The following is a 12,848-nucleotide window of genomic DNA, read 5'->3' on the forward strand; positions in this document are numbered from 1 at the left end:
AACCAATTCGAGGCTGCCTGACCGGCAGCCTCGGAGGACCAGTTCGAGGCTGCATAAGCCGGGGAGCGAAAGGATGACCACTATGACACAAGAAGCGCCCAAGACGGAACCAGGCCGCGCCCGCGCCCTGTTCTCGACAGCCGATTTCCGCCTGCTGCGTGCCGCGCTTACGAGCCATGCCCGCCAGACCGAGGATCGTGAGGAACTGGCGAAGATCAACGCCCTCCACCACCGTCTCGGCACCTACGTGCCCGACGCCGGGTAAGTCCCTTTCAAAATTTCTCCTGGGGAGGAGAAAGCGGCCGTCGGAGCGACCCCAAGCGCTCCGGCGGCCGTTACTTTATCCGCGCGGCATCAGGTCCATCGCGGCGCCTGCCAGCGCTTCGGCCCCGGTGGCGATCACGGCTTCCGCATCGGGTGCCCAATAGGGCGAATGCAGCGAAGGCAGCGGCGTGCCGTCTTCCCTCAACGCCTGAAGCATGGGCGCGGGCGTGCCGCTGATCCAGAAGATCATCGATTCGACATCGTCCGGCGCGGCGCGGCGGAACTGGCTGAAATCCTCGCCCCCCATCACGGCTGGCCACTCCATCACCCGCTCCTCGCCAAACCGTTCGCGAAAAGCTGCGGCGCGCGCTTGCGTGAAATCGGGATCGTTGAAGGTGGATGGGGTGTAAGGATCCTCCACCGTCACCACCGGTATCAGCTCTTCCGGGAGACCTGCCGTCATCGCGGCGCCGCGTGCCACGCGCCGGATACCGTCGAGCAGCAGCGTGCGGCTTTCGTCCGAATAGCTGCGCACCGTCAGCTGCAGCTTCGCCTCATCGGAAATGATGTTGTGCTTGGCGCCGGAATGAAAGCTGCCGACGGTAATCACCGCCGGATCGAGCGGCGAGCTGTTGCGGCTGACGATGGTCTGGAACTGCATGACCATATTGCTGGCCAGCACGATCGGATCGACGGTGGTGTGCGGATAGGCGCCATGGCCGCCCACCCCCTTCACGGTGATATCGACGCTGTCCACATTGGCGAGCGCATAGCCCGGCGTATAGCCGATCGTCCCGGCAGGAGCCGGGGCGGCGGCGTCATGAAAAGCCAGCGCGTAATCGGGCTTGGGGAAGCGGGTGTATAGCCCGTCCTCCAGCATGGCGAGCGCGCCCAGCCCCAGCTCCTCGGCGGGCTGCAAAACCATCACGAGCGTGCCCTGCCACTGATCCTTGTGATCGACCAATTGCTGCGCCGCGCCGATGAAACCGGCCATGTGGGTGTCGTGCCCGCAGGCATGCATCACACCGGTGGTGACGCCGCTGGCGGGCGTCGCCGTGACCTTCGACGCGAACGGCAACCCGGTCTGTTCGACCACGGGAAGCCCGTCCATATCGGCGCGCAGCAACACGGTCGGCCCGTCGCCATTCTTCATGACGGATACGACCCCGGTCCGGCCTACGCCTTCAGTAACCTCGAAGCCGAGATCGCGCATTCGCTTGGCAAGCTTGGCGGCGGTCTTGTGCTCTTCGAAGCTCAATTCCGGGTTGGCGTGGAGATCGCGGTAGAGCTCCATCAGTTCGGGCATGTCCTCGGCCACTCCGGCGCGAAGGTCCTGCGCCGCAGCCGCACCGGGCGCGACCAGCGCGAGCGCGGCGATCCCGGCGAAGAGTGTTCCGTTCAGTTTCATGCCCCTGTTCCTTTCGCTTGCAATTCGGCCTGTTGACACGGTTTGGCCCGCGCACACTTTTTCAACCTGTTCAAATTAACCGCTAATCTCGATTTTCCGTGACTTTCCACGCCCGCTCGTGCCCCGTAAAAATTGGACGAAGCGAGCGGAAGCCGATGCCCGATCCTATGCCGAAACCGTGGGTGTAGGAAAGCAAAACCGGTGCCGAAAACCTCGCCTCCCTACAGACGCGCGTCCTACAATCCGTAGACCACCTGCAAACCGACCGACAATGCCGTCACCATGATGAGCACCAGCGGCACCCCCGTCTTGACGTAATCGCCGAAAGCATAACCCCCTTCGGCCATAATCAGCATGTTGGTCTGATAGGCGATAGGCGTGGCGTAACACAGATTGCAGCCGAACAGCACGGCCAGCACCAGCGGTTCGGCAGGCAGGCCCAACTGGCTGGCGATGGCGAAGGCGATGGGCGTGCCGACGGTGGCGGCGGTCGCGTTGCTGGCGAAATTGGTCAGCACGGTCACGAACAGCATGATCGCGGCGAGCGTCATGGCGGGCGAGAGATATTGCAGCCCGTAGGACAGCACCTGCCCCAGCCACAAAGCCGCTCCGCTGTCGTCGATCAGGCGGCCGAGCGCGATGCTGGCCGCGATCAGGACGATGACCTGCGCCGACAGGGCCCGGCCCACCCGGTCGAACTTGACGCAACCGGTCAGGAACATGGCGATCGCACCGGCCAGGGCCGAAATCGCGATCGGGAGCAATCCGATCGAGGCCGCGCCGACCGAAACGCCCATGATCCCTGCCGCCAGGATCCTTTTCGAACGGCGCGGCAGCTCGCGCTTGCCTTCCAGCGTCAGCAGGCTGTCCCCGCTCGCAAAGGCCTGCAATTCCTCCGACATGCCCATCACGAGCAGGACATCGCCTTCCGCGATGCGCAGATCGCCCGCATCGGTGAAACGGTCCTTCTCGCCCAGTAGGCGATCGGGGCGATGGATGCCGATCACCGCCACGCCATAAAGGTCGGCAATGCCGGAACTCGGCAAGGTGCGATTGATAAGCCGCGAATCCGCCGTGACGGTCATTTCGACCACCGAGATATCCTCGCGCGTATCGCTCGCTTTGCGGCGGATGCGGTCGATCACCCAGCTGGGCGCCGCATCGCCGCGCAGCACGCGCATCGCTTCCTCGATCGCGGCATGCGTCCCCGTCATGCGCAGGCGCGATTGCGGACGCAGCAAGCCGCGCGGCACATCGTGAAATTCGATATCGGCAGGCAGGCGCGACGCGATTTCGGCGAGCGGGCGGCCGTTGAGGGGGGAATCCTCCGATACGCGCAGCCGCGTTTCGAACCGGCGCAGGGCAGCGGCCTCGATCACGCGATTGTCCCCCAGCATGCGCGGCATCACCAGCCAGACATAGGGCAGCGCCACGAGCGAGGCCGCCAGCACGATAGGCGTGAAATGGAACACGCCCATCTGCGGCATGCCGAGATCGACCGCGATCGAGACGACGAGAATATTGGTCGAGGTTCCGATCGTCGTCGCCAGCCCGCCCATCAGCGATGCAGCGTTGAGCGGGATCAGAGTCTTGGAGGCGGGAAGCGCACCGCGCTGCGCCAGCGCCACGAAAATCGGCAGCAACAGCACCAGAACCGGCGTGTTGTTGACGCCCATCGACAGGAAGAAGGTGACCACCAGCGAAAACAGGAGACCGAGCTGAAGATTGATCTTGAAAAGGCGTTCGAGAAAGCGCGCCGCCGGCTCCAGCGCGCCGGTGACGACGAGACCCCGCCCCATGATCATAAGGGCGCAGATCGTTATCAGCGCGTAATGGCCGAAGCCGCCGAAGGCGAGCGCGAGCCCGTCGGTCGGGCTGGTCCCGTCGAGCGGGAAGAAATACAGGCCCACCGCGATCGCCGCGATGGTGAGCAGAGACACGATTTCTACCGACAGCCGTCCGCGCGCGAAGCCGACGAACATCGCGATGGTGACCGCCATGGCGGCGATGGCATGGAAGGAAGGGATACCCGGCATTGCTCGCGACGGTGGATCACAGGCGCGCGCAGCGATTGCAAGAGATTAAGCTTCGGTGGTGCGGAAGTTCCGCGCAGCGCGGTGGCGCATCACCGCGCTCAAGTAGCGCGCAGCGCGGTAGCGCAGAAAAAACCCGCTCAAGCAGCGAGGCGATAGCGGCTTAAATCCGGCGCTCAAGCAGCTCAGCGATAGGGCCTAAATTTAGCGCTCAAGCAGCGAAGCGATAGCGCGAAAAGATGGTACCCCCGGCCGGACTCGAACCGGCACTTCGTTAGAAACTCGATTTTGAGTCGAGCGCGTCTACCAATTCCGCCACGGAGGCACGGAAGCGGCGCGGATAGCGAAGAGGAGGGAGGAACACAATCCTCCCCTTTGCGCGAAGACTTACTTCTTGAGCGCGCCGACCAGCAGCTTGTGCAGTTTGGAATGCAGCGCATCGTTTGCGGCCAGAACCTGATCGGAATGGATCGGCATGGATCGCCCACGGAAATCGCTGACGAAACCGCCCGCCTCGCGCACGATCAGGCAGCCCGCCGCCGTATCCCAATCGTTGAGGCCGCTTTCCCAGAACCCGTCGAAACGCCCGGCGGCAAGCCAGGCGAGATCGAGGGATGCGGCACCGAAGCGGCGAATGCCCGCAACCTGCGGGCCGATCGCGGCGAAGATCTTGGTCCATTCGGAAAAATCGCCGTGGCCCTGAAACGGCATCCCGGTGGCGACCAGCGATTCGCTGAGATTGCGACGGCCGGACACGCGCAGGCGCGCATCGTGGAGCCAGGCGCCCCGGCTCTTTTCCGCCCAGAATGTCTCGTCAGTGATCGGCTGATAGACCACGCCGGCGGTTACATCGCCCCATCCGCCGCCGCCCAATTTGGGTTCCTGCACCGCGATGGAGATCGCGAAATGGGGAATGCCGTGGATGAAATTGCTGGTCCCGTCGAGCGGATCGATGATCCAGCGCGGCTTGTCGGGATCGCCTTCGATGACGCCCGCTTCTTCCAGCACGAAGCCCCAATCGGGACGCGCGGCCAGCAATTCGTCGTACAAAGTGCGTTCGGCACGCATATCCGCCTTGCTGACGAAATCGGCCGGGCCCTTCTGGCTGACCTGAAGGTGCTCGACCTCGCCGAAGTCACGCCGCATCCGGCCACCCGCCTTGCGCGCGGCCTTTTCCATTACCCGGATGAGACCGGAAATCGCTGCCATGATAAAGTCCTAGCTCGCCTTGCCGACGTAGCTCTGTTCGTACACGTCGACCACGATCCGCGTGCCGCTTTCGATATGCGGCGGGACCATGATGCGCACGCCATTGTCGAGCACGGCGGGCTTGTAGCTGGACGAAGCGGTCTGCCCCTTCACCACCGCATCGGCCTCCACGATGGTGGCCTCGACCTGCGAAGGCAGTTCGACGCTGATGGGCTTTTCTTCCCACAATTCGAGCTTCGCCTGCATTCCGTCCTGCAGGAACGGGCGCGCATCGCCGAGGAGATCGCTCGGCAGCATGATCTGCTCGTAGGTTTCCTGGTCCATGAACACGAGCATGTCGCCGTCTTCGTAGAGGAACTGGTAGTCCTTGGTGTCGAGCCGGACCTTCTCGACCGTGTCGGCACTGCGGAAGCGGACGTTCGTCTTGCGCCCGTCCTGCAGGTTCTTCATCTCGACCTGCATATAGGCCCCGCCCTTGCCCGGCTGGGTGTGCTGGATCTTGGCGACTTTCCAGATGCCGCCTTCATATTCGAGGATGTTGCCGGGACGGATGTCCACGCCGCTGATCTTCATGGGATATGCCTTCGTCTGTGCCGGGCCGATGGAATGGCCGTGCAGGTATGGCGCGCGCTTAGCCGAGCATGCGTCGAACAACAAGGCTGGCGAAACCCTGCGCGCCGTATGGGTCATCCTGGCGAGCGCCGGATAGGTGGCATGGGGCGGCGCGATGGCCTATATCGGATGGATGACGGTTCGCCCCATCCCAATCATCATGGCCTTTTTCGCCACGCTCGTTCCGGTCGGTGGCAGTCTGGCGGCACGCGATATCGGCGTCCTGCCGCAGGGCCGCTATCAATGCGCCCTTCCCGGCGATGCCCAGGGCCGCGCTTACGTTCCGGTGCCGGACCTGTCTTTCCGTATCACCAGCGCCTCACGCTATGTCCACAAGTCCGGCAAGGGGATCTACCTGCTGGACGGCAATACGCTGGTCTTCACGCGCGGCCCGCTCAAGGACATGCGATTGCGGCGCGTGTCCGGCGGGCTCTTGCAGCAGCTGAAGTCAGACGGGACGCTGGGCCGCGTGCGCTGCAATCGGGCGACGCGCTGAAACCTATCGCTGCGAGAGGATCGGGTACGGATTGATCGCATTGGCCGGCTCCCACCATTCGGCGTCGGGCGTCGTCTGGAGGATGGCGAAATGGAGATGCGGCGCTTCGGGCGAAGCGTTGCCGGAGCTGCCGACCGTGCCCAGCCGCTGCCCGCGCCGCACGCGCTGCCCTTCGCGCAGACCCTCGGCATATTCGTCCATGTGGGCGTAATAATGGATCGTTTCGCCATCTGACGAGCGGACATAGATCGTGTTGCCGCCCGCATCGGACCGGAACAGGCGTTCGATCGTGCCGGGAGCGGCGGCCACCACGCTGGTGCCGCGCGGAGCCATGATGTCGATTGCCTCGTGCAGGCGCGTGCCTCCACCGCGCGAATCGGTGAACGTATCGCTCAGATCGCTCGGCTTCACGTTCAGTACCGGGATCAACAGGCCGGAGGTCGATCCCTCGGCCGGTGCGCGCGCGACTCTGGTGTTGAGTGCCGCGGCGTTGCGCGCCTGATCCGAAATCGGGGTTTCGAGACCTGCCTGCTCTGACGAGGCAGGATCGCTCGGGCCGGGATCGGGACTGGGGCTCGGCGCAGCCTTGGCGGGGCTGGTCTTTTCGAGCTGGCTGTCGCTGCTCGCATTCTCGATCAGGCTACCACCCGCCACGATCCAGACCATGCTGGTGACCGTGGCGGTGATGATGACAGTAAGTATGCGATCGGCGAACTTCATCATATGACGATAGCCTGCACCGGCGATGCCGTCACGCTTCGAATATCACCCGCGTCGATTGCGAGACCATGCCAGCCAACCGCGCCGCATCCCAATTGGTCAGGCGGACGCAGCCGCTCGATTGCGCACGGCCGATGGTTTCGGGATCCGGCGTGCCGTGAATCCCGTAATGTTCCTTGCTGAGATCGATCCAGACGACGCCGACCGGTCCGTTGGGGCCCGGCGGCAATTGATAGGTTTCGCCTTCCCCGTCGCCGAGGACTTCCGGATCGTAGCTGTAGGTCGGGTTATAGGCTTCGCCCTCGATATCCCACTCGCCGATGGGCAGCGGAAACTGACTGGACCCGGAACTGACCGTGAAAAGCGCGACGAGCTTGTCGCCCTGATAGGCCTTCAAGGTTTTGCCTGCCTTGCTGACCACGATGCGGTCCACTTCGGGCTGGTCGCTACCGACGCCCAGCGCGGCGAGCGTTCTCTGCCAGCCGCGATCGGCGATCGCGCCAGGTTCGATCCGGTCACCGCCGATATTGGGGACGCGGATACGCTGGCCGGGGCGGAAGAAGCTTTCCGGCGCTGCTTGGGCAGTCTGCGCGACGGAGCCGGAGCCGGAAGCGCTCGAAGTAGGAGTCGGGGTCGGAGTCGCAGTGGCAGTCGGACTGGGCGTCGGCGAGGCCGTGCCCTGCCCCTGCATCCCAGCCGGTCGGCCATTGGGATTGAGCTGCTTCAGCACATCGATCGTCGTGTGAAAGCGTTCGGCAAGCTTCTCGTCGAGCGAGGTGTAGCCGAGGCGTTCCATCTTAGCCTTCGCGGCGGTATCTTCGGGGATTGAGACGTAGTCGACCTCGCCCCAATTCTCGGGAATGGTGACGACGCGCGTGGCCGGAATCCGCTCCCATTCGGACAGCGCCTGTTTCGTCGCTTCGTCGAGTTCGCCAGTCGTGTCGAGATCGTTCGCTTCCTGAAAACCCATCAGCGCGTTCTCGGTGCTCATGCCCATCTTGCCGTCGATCACGCCGGGACCGAAGCCGATGCGGTCCAGCACGACCTGCGCCTGCATGATCGGGCGGTCTTCGGGATCGGGAATCGCGTCGGCAGAGCCCATATTGCTCGAATTACCGTCGGCCTGCGCGCTGGTGCGCGTCATCGCCTGATCGTCGGACGCCATCGAGTCCGCCAGATTGTCGTCGCTATAGGTGTCGTATCCGTAATCGGATCCGGTATCCGCGCTGGCGGTGGTTTCCTCACCGGTCTCGTTATCCTGCCCGCTCATGCTGCATGCGGCGAGGGCCAGCGAGGATACGGCGGCGAAAACGAGGTGGCGCATGGTAATCTCCTGAACGGACACACGAATTGAAGGTCCTCTTCGGGGATGATTACTCACGAAGCCGCGATTTGCTCCGCAAAGGCTTTCACGCTCGCCACTTCGTCCCCGTTCCAGACCGCACCGGACACGGCAAGGAAATCCGCCCCCGCCTCGATCAGCGGCCTGCAGTTTTCCGGCGTGATGCCGCCGATGGCGACGCAGGGTATTTCGATGAGGCCCGTCCACCATTCCACGAGTTCGGGCTCGGGGCGATGCTCGCTCTGCTTGGTCGTGCTGGGGAAGAACGCTCCGAAGGCGACGTAATCCGCGCCCGCTTCGCCCGCTTCCAGTGCGAGGTGACGGCTGGCATGGCAGGTGACGCCGATCTGCGCCCCGCGCCCCAGTTCCTCGCGCGCTTCTTCGACCGTGCCGTCCTTCTGGCCGAGATGGACACCGTCCGCGCCGAGGCGCTTGGCGAGCGGGATCGAATCGTTGACGATGAACGCGACCTCGCGCGCGGCGCAGATTTCCTGCAGGGGTTCGGCAAGGCGTGCGGCCTCGTGCTGGTCGATGTCCTTCACGCGAAACTGAAACGCAGTCACCAGCCCCGGCACCGCGTCGAGCGCGCGTTCGAGCCGCTGCGGAAATTCGCCGGACACGTCGAGCGGCGAGATCAGGTAAAGCTGGGTCGAAAGTTCTGCGTTGGGATCGGTCATCGCCACGCCCCTAGCCCCGACGGGGGCGCGCGTCGATATTCAGCCTGTCGAAAGCGACGCGAGCGCCAGACAGCCCGATGATCCGCACCCTCGCCCCGCTCGCTCTCCTGATCCCTCTGGCCGCATCGGGATGCGCCATCGTGCCGGACACGCCCATGGTCGGCAGGGAAGCGCAGGCGCAGGGGACTGCCGTCGCTCTGGGAGAATCGGTCTGGCAGGGTGACACAATCCTCACGCCGCTGAGCGTGGTCGAAGACAGTCGCTGCCCGCAAAACGCACGCTGCGTCCATGCGGGCAGGCTTATCGTGTCGACGCGGATCACGGCCACGCATTGGAAGCAGACCGTGCCGATGACCTTGGGCGAGCCCTACACGGTCATGAACCGGACCTATGTGCTGGGCGAAGCCACGCCGGGACAGGTCGCCGGGCAGGCCATCCCGCCCGGCGCCTATCGCTTCACTTATGCGGCGCGCTGAATTCAGGCGCCGGTGCTGGCCCCTGAGCTGTCCCCGGTACTGGCGCAAGCGATCTCTTCGATCGCATTGCCGAGCGCCTGGTCGAATTGCTGATCGTCCATCTTGGCCTGCAGAACTTCGAGCAGCGCACGGCTGAAGCTTGCGATCATGCCGTCGTTCTTGGCCAGCTCGCGGCAGGCGTCTTCACGGCTGTACCCGCCCGAAAGCGCGGCGACACGCAGCACCTGCGGATGATCGATCAGCGGCTTGTAGAGGTTCGGCTCGCTCGGAATCGTGAGCTTCCACATCACCTGCTTGCCTTCGGGCACGCGCTCCATCTGGTCGAGCGCGTTGGACAGCACCAGCGCTTCGGCCTGGACGCGGCTGTCGCTCTTCAGGCTCACTTCGGGTTCCAGGATCGGGACGAGGCCCTGATCCAGAATTTCGAGGCCGAAATCCATCTGCTGGCGGATATTGTCGGCGATGCCCTTCTGATCGGCTTCGTGGATGACCGAGCGCATCTTCGTGCCGAACACGCCCAGTTCCTTGGCCCGCGCGCAGTCTTTCGCCAGCGTCGGCATCTCTTTCATCAGCTGCACGCCGTTTTCGGTGTCGTGCATGCCCTTGTCGACCTTCAGAAACGGCACGATGCCGCGGCGCGACAGCAGGGCGGGAATGGGCGAGCCGTCTTTCGAACAACCCTCCATCGTCTTTTCGAACAGGATCGCGCCGATGACCCGCCCGTCGGAAAAGCTGGGCGATTCGACGATGCGGCAGCGCATCTCGTGAATCCTGGCGAACATCTCCTCGTCGCCGTCCCACTCGCTATCCTCGACACCATAGGATTGCAGTGCCTTAGGGGTGGAACCGCCGGACTGGTCCAGCGCTGCGATAAAGCCCTGCCCGTCACGCATGCGCGCGGTCATCTCTTCGAAATTCATAAATCCGTCCTCACGATCCGTGGATGCATTCGTATGCAGAAGTCCTTAGCCATACCGTTTCCCAGCGGCAAGGCGGTGGGCGGGTTCGTCCAGATTCGAGCGGGTCGTCGCTAGGCAGCGAACCAAACGCTTCGCTGAGCGTAATACGCAAAACGAAGCGGGCCGAGTGGGGCTCGCAGGCGGAGACAGTTCATCCCCGATAGATCCGGTAACGAATTACGCGGTAGCGGCGGCTGGCGCGGCGCGATCGCGCTTGCCGTCGTGCTGATGGCGGCTCTTTCGGGTGCCACTCAGCTGACGCCGCTTTTCCCGACCTATATCGAACAGCGGATCCTTTCGCCCTTCACGCTCACGCTGGTCTTCGCGATCTATGTCTTCGGCGCGCTTGGGATGATGTGGCTGGGCGGGTCTCTGTCGCGCAAATACGGACGGAAATTGCTGCTCGGCGCGGCGCTCGCCGCGATCCTTCTGGCCGACATCGCATTCTATTTCGCGAGCGGTCTGCCACTGCTGATGCTGGGGCGATTTCTTTCGGGCGCGGGCGTCGGCGTGTTCGTGGCCATCGGATCGCTCGCTCTCATCGATCAGCTTTCCGAAGAACACGAGGAGGCAGGCTCGCTGCTGGCGGCTTGCGCGAATGTGGGCGGCCTGGCCTTCGGATCGGTTCTGGCCGGATTCGTCGGGGAATTGGCGACGCGCCCGCTGCACACCCCGTTCCTAGTCCATCTCGCCCTGATCGCGGCGGCTTTTGGTGTCCTGATGCTGAGCGCCCGGACCATCGCGAGCGATCGCAGCCGCGCGATCGATTATTCCTTCCCGCGCATTCCCGATGAGGCGCGCGCCGTATTCATTCCGGCGGCGATCGCTGCATTCGCCGCTTTTGCAGTGGGCGGCTTCTTCGGAGCGTTCATTCCGTCCTTCGCCAGCGAGGAGCTGGGGATCGACGACGCTCTGGCCATCGGGATCATCGCTGCGCTGGTATTCGCTTCGACGGTGATCGGAAATGTCGTCGCCACGAAATTGCCGGAGCGTTTAGCGCCCCTGATCGGAGCGGTCGTCCTGTTCGTGGGCGCCTGCATTCTCGGGACGGGCCTTGCCACCGCCTCGCTCACGATCCTTGCCGTGGGCGCTTTGATTGCGGGACAGGGCAACGGCATCGCCCTCCAATCGGGGCTCAACGCCATCAAGCGCGAGTCGCAGCAGGAGAACGAGACCGAGGCGGTCACGCTGTTCTTCATGCTCGCCTACAGTGCACTGGCTCTACCGATCCTGCTGGCAGGCGTGGTGCAGCAATTCTTCAGCCTGAAGGCGACGGCGGTCGGTTTTGCGGTCGCCATCGCGCTTCTGGTGGGTGTGGCGATCGTCCTCTTGTGGCGTCGCCTGCGCGAAAGCGATTCCGCTTAACCGCGCAGAGCCGCGACGCCGGGCAGATCCTTGCCTTCCATCCATTCGAGGAACGCGCCGCCCGCCGCCGAGACGAAGGTAAAATCCTCCTTCACGCCGGCATGGGCGAGTGCGGCGACGGTATCGCCCCCACCCGCGACCGAGATTAGCGATCCGCTCTCCGTCAGCGCAGCGGCAGTGCGCGCGAGCGCAACCGTGGCGGCATCGAACGGCTCGGTCTCGAACGCGCCGAGCGGGCCGTTCCAGACCAGCGTCCGGCAGGTCTTGAGCACGTCGCCCAAGGCTTCGACCGCCTGCGGCCCGACATCGAGGATCATCTCGTCAGAAGCGACCTCGTGGACGTTGCAGGTGCGCAAGCTGTCCGGATTGGCAGCAAATTCCTTCGCCACCACCACGTCGTAGGGGAGATGGACGGTGCAACCGGCATGATCCGCCTCGTCCATGATGCGGTTCGCAGTGTCGGTGAGGTCGTGCTCGCACAGTGATTTACCGACATCGACCCCCTTCGCAGCCAGAAAGGTGTTGGCCATCCCGCCGCCGATGATCAGGTGCTGCACCTTGCCGACGAGGTTGGTGAGCACGTCGAGCTTGGACGAAACCTTTGCTCCGCCGACCACGGCAGCCACCGGCTGTTCGGGCGCGCCGAGAGCGGCGTCGAGCGCCTTCAATTCCTCTTCCATTGCCCGCCCGGCATAGGCGGGTAGCAGGCGCGCAAGGCCTTCGGTGCTGGCATGGGCGCGGTGGGCGGCGCTGAACGCGTCGTTGACGTAGAAATCGCCATGCGCCGCGATTCCCTTGGCGAAATCGGGATCGTTCGATTCCTCGCCCGGCCAGAAGCGGACGTTTTCCAGCAGGCCGATATCGCCCGCTCGCAGGATGCCGATCGACTGTTCGACCACCGGGCCCATCACTTCGGGGATGAACATGATCTCCTTGCCCAGCACCGCGTCGACATCGCCCTGCACGAAGCTGGTGGTCATGGTCGAATTGCGCTGCCCCTTGGGCCGTCCGAAATGCGCGAGCAGGAGCACTTTCGCGCCCTTATCGGTCAATTCCAGAATGGTGGGCTTGGCCGCTTCGACGCGCGTGACATCGGTGGCGGCCCCGTCCTTCATCGGCAGGTTCAGGTCCACGCGCACGAGCGCGACCTGGCCGGTAAGGTCGGCGGGGAGATCGTCGAGGGTCTTGAAGCTGCTCATCGGGTAAACCTATCCGTTCGGTTCGAGCGAAGTCGAGAACCAATGCACGCGCGTGTCTCGACTTCGCCCGACACGAACGACCCGACAC

The 12,848-nt window shown here is 64.0% G+C and carries 14 protein-coding genes and 1 tRNA gene; 5 read left to right on the forward strand and 10 right to left on the reverse strand.

The features are described from left to right. Positions 1-82: 82 nt before the first annotated feature. Positions 83-265, forward strand: a complete 183-nt coding sequence (locus tag J7347_RS04600; protein WP_067679186.1) for a hypothetical protein — start codon at positions 83-85, stop codon at positions 263-265. 75 nt (positions 266-340) lie between these two features. Here the strand turns inward: J7347_RS04600 and J7347_RS04605 are convergent, their stop codons facing one another. The 5 genes from J7347_RS04605 to efp all read right to left on the reverse strand — a co-directional run bounded on the left by J7347_RS04605 (position 341) and on the right by efp (position 5,487). After that, entirely contained in the window at positions 341-1,672 is a 1,332-nt protein-coding gene (locus tag J7347_RS04605; protein ID WP_209160997.1) for an amidohydrolase, read from the reverse strand. Between the two features lie 236 nt (positions 1,673-1,908). Further along, the gene (locus tag J7347_RS04610) at positions 1,909-3,708 is read right to left on the reverse strand and encodes an SLC13 family permease (RefSeq protein ID WP_209160998.1); all 1,800 of its coding nucleotides are present in this window, start codon (positions 3,706-3,708) and stop codon (positions 1,909-1,911) included. Positions 3,709-3,945: 237 nt separating this feature from the next. Beyond that, positions 3,946-4,030 (reverse strand) — tRNA-Leu (locus J7347_RS04615). Positions 4,031-4,092: 62 nt separating this feature from the next. Continuing rightward, complete coding sequence (locus J7347_RS04620; RefSeq protein ID WP_067682875.1) at positions 4,093-4,914, reverse strand: inositol monophosphatase family protein; 822 nt, start codon at positions 4,912-4,914, stop codon at positions 4,093-4,095. A gap of 9 nt (positions 4,915-4,923) precedes the next feature. Next, positions 4,924-5,487: an elongation factor P gene (efp, locus tag J7347_RS04625; protein ID WP_209160999.1), complete on the reverse strand. Its 564-nt coding sequence runs from the start codon at positions 5,485-5,487 to the stop codon at positions 4,924-4,926. Between efp and J7347_RS04630 the strand changes: the two genes are divergently transcribed. Together J7347_RS04630 and J7347_RS04635 are read left to right on the forward strand one after the other, a co-directional pair. After that, positions 5,465-5,623 (forward strand): hypothetical protein, encoded by a 159-nt coding sequence (locus J7347_RS04630; RefSeq protein ID WP_209161000.1) that lies wholly within the window; start codon positions 5,465-5,467, stop codon positions 5,621-5,623. The two genes, efp and J7347_RS04630, sit on opposite strands and share 23 nt — an antisense overlap. A 63-nt stretch (positions 5,624-5,686) precedes the next feature. Further along, on the forward strand, positions 5,687-6,022 hold the full coding sequence (locus J7347_RS04635) for an elongation factor P (RefSeq protein ID WP_209161001.1): 336 nt from the start codon (positions 5,687-5,689) through the stop codon (positions 6,020-6,022). Positions 6,023-6,025: 3 nt separating this feature from the next. Here J7347_RS04635 and J7347_RS04640 read toward each other — a convergent pair whose 3' ends face one another. From J7347_RS04640 to thiE, 3 genes are read right to left on the reverse strand one after another with little or no spacing between them, the layout of a single operon-like run. Further along, on the reverse strand, positions 6,026-6,745 hold the full coding sequence (locus J7347_RS04640) for a M23 family metallopeptidase (RefSeq protein WP_348521559.1): 720 nt from the start codon (positions 6,743-6,745) through the stop codon (positions 6,026-6,028). A 28-nt stretch (positions 6,746-6,773) separates the two neighbouring features. Continuing rightward, the gene (locus J7347_RS13410; RefSeq protein ID WP_209161002.1) at positions 6,774-8,066 is read right to left on the reverse strand and encodes a L,D-transpeptidase family protein; all 1,293 of its coding nucleotides are present in this window, start codon (positions 8,064-8,066) and stop codon (positions 6,774-6,776) included. A 53-nt stretch (positions 8,067-8,119) separates the two neighbouring features. Next, a complete protein-coding gene (thiE, locus tag J7347_RS04650; RefSeq protein WP_209161003.1) occupies positions 8,120-8,761 on the reverse strand; it encodes a thiamine phosphate synthase in 642 nt (213 codons plus the stop codon). Positions 8,762-8,838: 77 nt separating this feature from the next. Between thiE and J7347_RS04655 the strand changes: the two genes are divergently transcribed. Continuing rightward, positions 8,839-9,237, forward strand: coding sequence for a hypothetical protein (locus J7347_RS04655; protein WP_209161004.1), 399 nt, complete (start codon positions 8,839-8,841; stop codon positions 9,235-9,237). A 2-nt stretch (positions 9,238-9,239) separates the two neighbouring features. Here J7347_RS04655 and J7347_RS04660 read toward each other — a convergent pair whose 3' ends face one another. Further along, the gene (locus tag J7347_RS04660; protein ID WP_209161005.1) at positions 9,240-10,157 is read right to left on the reverse strand and encodes a fructose bisphosphate aldolase; all 918 of its coding nucleotides are present in this window, start codon (positions 10,155-10,157) and stop codon (positions 9,240-9,242) included. A gap of 267 nt (positions 10,158-10,424) precedes the next feature. Here J7347_RS04660 and J7347_RS04665 point away from each other — a divergent pair, with 267 nt between their 5' ends. Further along, positions 10,425-11,561 carry an MFS transporter gene (locus tag J7347_RS04665; protein ID WP_209161006.1) on the forward strand — a complete coding sequence of 379 codons (1,137 nt, stop codon included), beginning with the start codon at positions 10,425-10,427 and terminating at the stop codon, positions 11,559-11,561. Here the strand turns inward: J7347_RS04665 and J7347_RS04670 are convergent. Next, complete coding sequence (locus J7347_RS04670; RefSeq protein WP_209161007.1) at positions 11,558-12,760, reverse strand: phosphoglycerate kinase; 1,203 nt, start codon at positions 12,758-12,760, stop codon at positions 11,558-11,560. The two genes, J7347_RS04665 and J7347_RS04670, sit on opposite strands and share 4 nt — an antisense overlap. Positions 12,761-12,848 lie beyond the last annotated feature (88 nt).

Source organism: Erythrobacter sp. A6_0 (assembly GCF_017744235.1).
Classification (GTDB): domain Bacteria; phylum Pseudomonadota; class Alphaproteobacteria; order Sphingomonadales; family Sphingomonadaceae; genus Qipengyuania.

What these genes read in the sequence shown, in the direction of transcription:
- J7347_RS04635 (WP_209161001.1), top strand. Translation starts at nt 5,687, where the DNA reads ATGGCCTTTTTCGCCACGCTCGTTCCGGTCGGTGGCAGTCTGGCGGCA.
- efp (WP_209160999.1), bottom strand. Translation starts at nt 5,487, where the DNA reads ATGAAGATCAGCGGCGTGGACATCCGTCCCGGCAACATCCTCGAATAT.
- thiE (WP_209161003.1), bottom strand. Translation starts at nt 8,761, where the DNA reads ATGACCGATCCCAACGCAGAACTTTCGACCCAGCTTTACCTGATCTCG.
- J7347_RS04660 (WP_209161005.1), bottom strand. Translation starts at nt 10,157, where the DNA reads ATGAATTTCGAAGAGATGACCGCGCGCATGCGTGACGGGCAGGGCTTT.
- J7347_RS04640 (WP_348521559.1), bottom strand. Translation starts at nt 6,745, where the DNA reads ATGATGAAGTTCGCCGATCGCATACTTACTGTCATCATCACCGCCACG.
- J7347_RS04605 (WP_209160997.1), bottom strand. Translation starts at nt 1,672, where the DNA reads ATGAAACTGAACGGAACACTCTTCGCCGGGATCGCCGCGCTCGCGCTG.
- J7347_RS04600 (WP_067679186.1), top strand. Translation starts at nt 83, where the DNA reads ATGACACAAGAAGCGCCCAAGACGGAACCAGGCCGCGCCCGCGCCCTG.
- J7347_RS04630 (WP_209161000.1), top strand. Translation starts at nt 5,465, where the DNA reads ATGTCCACGCCGCTGATCTTCATGGGATATGCCTTCGTCTGTGCCGGG.
- J7347_RS04610 (WP_209160998.1), bottom strand. Translation starts at nt 3,708, where the DNA reads ATGCCGGGTATCCCTTCCTTCCATGCCATCGCCGCCATGGCGGTCACC.
- J7347_RS04620 (WP_067682875.1), bottom strand. Translation starts at nt 4,914, where the DNA reads ATGGCAGCGATTTCCGGTCTCATCCGGGTAATGGAAAAGGCCGCGCGC.
- J7347_RS04665 (WP_209161006.1), top strand. Translation starts at nt 10,425, where the DNA reads ATGGCGGCTCTTTCGGGTGCCACTCAGCTGACGCCGCTTTTCCCGACC.
- J7347_RS04655 (WP_209161004.1), top strand. Translation starts at nt 8,839, where the DNA reads ATGATCCGCACCCTCGCCCCGCTCGCTCTCCTGATCCCTCTGGCCGCA.
- J7347_RS13410 (WP_209161002.1), bottom strand. Translation starts at nt 8,066, where the DNA reads ATGCGCCACCTCGTTTTCGCCGCCGTATCCTCGCTGGCCCTCGCCGCA.
- J7347_RS04670 (WP_209161007.1), bottom strand. Translation starts at nt 12,760, where the DNA reads ATGAGCAGCTTCAAGACCCTCGACGATCTCCCCGCCGACCTTACCGGC.